Source organism: Rhodoblastus sp., assembly GCF_041915505.1.
In the GTDB taxonomy this organism is placed as follows: domain Bacteria; phylum Pseudomonadota; class Alphaproteobacteria; order Rhizobiales; family Beijerinckiaceae; genus Rhodoblastus.
On sequence record NZ_JAYSBG010000487.1, the window covers coordinates 1 to 2,089 of the forward strand.

Annotated in this window: 3 protein-coding genes; all 3 read right to left on the bottom strand. The window is 66.8% G+C overall.

Annotated features, from left to right (window positions below; translation table 11 throughout):
• A partial coding sequence (locus ACE3S9_RS18990; RefSeq protein ID WP_374548039.1) for a cysteine desulfurase family protein occupies window positions 1-1,042 on the bottom strand: 1,042 nt, incomplete at its 3' end.
• Between the two features lie 87 nt (window positions 1,043-1,129).
• Window positions 1,130-1,327: a hypothetical protein gene (locus ACE3S9_RS18995; protein ID WP_374548040.1), complete on the bottom strand. Its 198-nt coding sequence runs from the start codon at window positions 1,325-1,327 to the stop codon at window positions 1,130-1,132.
• Window positions 1,328-1,541: 214 nt separating this feature from the next.
• On the bottom strand, window positions 1,542-2,089 hold a 548-nt coding region (gene bluB, locus ACE3S9_RS19000; RefSeq protein WP_374548041.1), incomplete at its 5' end, for a 5,6-dimethylbenzimidazole synthase.

The window sequence follows — 2,089 nt, forward strand, 5'->3', positions numbered from 1 at the left end:
GGCTGATACGAAGGGCTGAACGCGCAAGCTCGGCTGAAACGCCCATCGCGGCCAGCACATGCGAAGGCGTCACCTTGCCCGAGGAGCAGGCCGAGCCGGAGGACAAAGCCACGCCCTCGACATCGAAAGCTGCGACCAGAGTCTCGGCGGCGAGCCCCGGCAAAGCAAAGGCCAATGTATTGTCGAGCCGCATCGCCCTTTCCCCGAATATGGCGGCCTCAGGCGCGATTTCCAGCACGCCGGCCTGCAAAAAATCGCGCAGTTCCGCGAGGCGGGCCGCCTCCGTCTCGCGCGCCGCCCCGGCCTCGGCCAGAGCGGCCGAGAAGCCGGCGAGCGCCGCGACATTCTCCGTGCCGCCGCGCAGGCCCCGCTCCTGCCCGCCGCCGCGAATGAACGGCGCCTGCGGCATGACGTCGCGGCGCGCAAAGGCCAGCGCGCCGGCGCCCTTGGGGCCGCCAAGCTTGTGGCTGGAGAGGAACAGCACATCCGCGCCGGTTTCGGCGAGGGTGCAGGGAATGCGCGCGAAAGCCTGAACCGCGTCGCAGACCACGAGGCCGCCGGCGGCATGGACCAGTTCCGCCGCCTCGGCGACCGGCTGGACCACGCCGGTCTCGTTATTGGCCGCCTGCAACGCCAGAACCGGCCCGCGATCCGGGGCGTCGGCGAGCCGGGCGCGCAGATCGGCCAGATCGAGACGGCCCTGCGCGTCGAGCCGCACGGCGGCGACGTCGCCGGCCGGAAAACCATGCCCGGACTGGACGCAGACATGCTCGCCGGCGCCGATCAGCAGGCGCTCGCCCGCGCGCGGCCGCAGCGCGGTGGCGGCGGCTTCGGTGGCGCCGGAGACGAACAGCACATGGTCCGGCCGCGCGCCGAGGGCCTTGGCGATGTCGACCCGGGCGGATTCGATCGCGGCGCGCGCGGCGCGCCCCTCGGAATGGACGCTCGACGCATTGCCAAGCTCCAGCGCGCGCAGCAAAGCCTCGCGCGCGGCGGGACGCAGCGGCGCGGTGGCGTTATAGTCGAAATAGATCCGGCGCATCGGCTCCAACGAGATGAGGTCTCGATGAGGCGCTTATCGCTTCACGCGCCGGGCTTCAATCGGAATCCGCGCCGGGCGAAGCCGGCGTCAGGTTCGGACCAGCGCGATCAGCCGAAACAGGAATCTGTCATCGCCGGTGGCGTAGCTGGTCACGATGCTGACCGCACAGCCCAGAACCAGGATGGTCGCCGTGGTGCGCAGAACGAAAAGAACGGACCCGGCCAGGTCCTTTTCCGTGCGCAGCGGACGGCTCTGATCTTCGAATTGAAGTACGAAACGCCCCATTGCCCCACTCCTGCGGGGAACCGCCCCGACCTATTGCCTTTCCGACCACGCGCGACGGCACGCGACGATTTCACGCGGATCCTGCGTCGACAAAGTTATCCTTGTCTTAAGGCAAAAGAACAAGCGACGACACTCTTCGTTAATGTCTTGTTATAGTGAAACAGATGTGAGGCAAATGCCGCGGATTTTCTTAAAATTTTATTTAAAGTCTGCTTCACATGATCACGATCCTTCGCCCCAGATCGGTCCGCGCCTGCCAGCCGTTGCGCGCAAGCTCAGGCTCGACATGCTCCTCCCGGGGCCAGCCAAGGCAGAGAAAGGCGATGAATTTATGGGTCGGCGGCGCGTCGAGCGCAGCGCAGACCTGCGCCGGATCGAGGATCGAGACCCAGCCAAGTCCAAGGCCGGCCGCCCGGGCCGCCAGCCACAGGCTCGAAATCATGCCGACGACCGAATAATCCAGCATTTCCGGCATGGTGCGCATGCCGAGCCCATGACCCTGCGTGGTGGAATGATCGCAGAACACCGCGAGCTGGACCGGGGCGGCGTCCAATCCTTCAAGCTTCAACCGGGCGTAAAGCGCGGCGCGCTCGCCCTCCTGCGCCGCCAGCGCTTCGGCGTTGCAGGCCAGAAAATTCCGTCGGATTTCGGCGCGCTTTTCCGGGCTTTCGATCCGGATGAGGCGCCAGGGCTGGCTGTTGCCGACCGAAGGCGCGATCTGCGCGAGATCGAACAGCGAATCGAGCAGGTCCTCGGGGACGG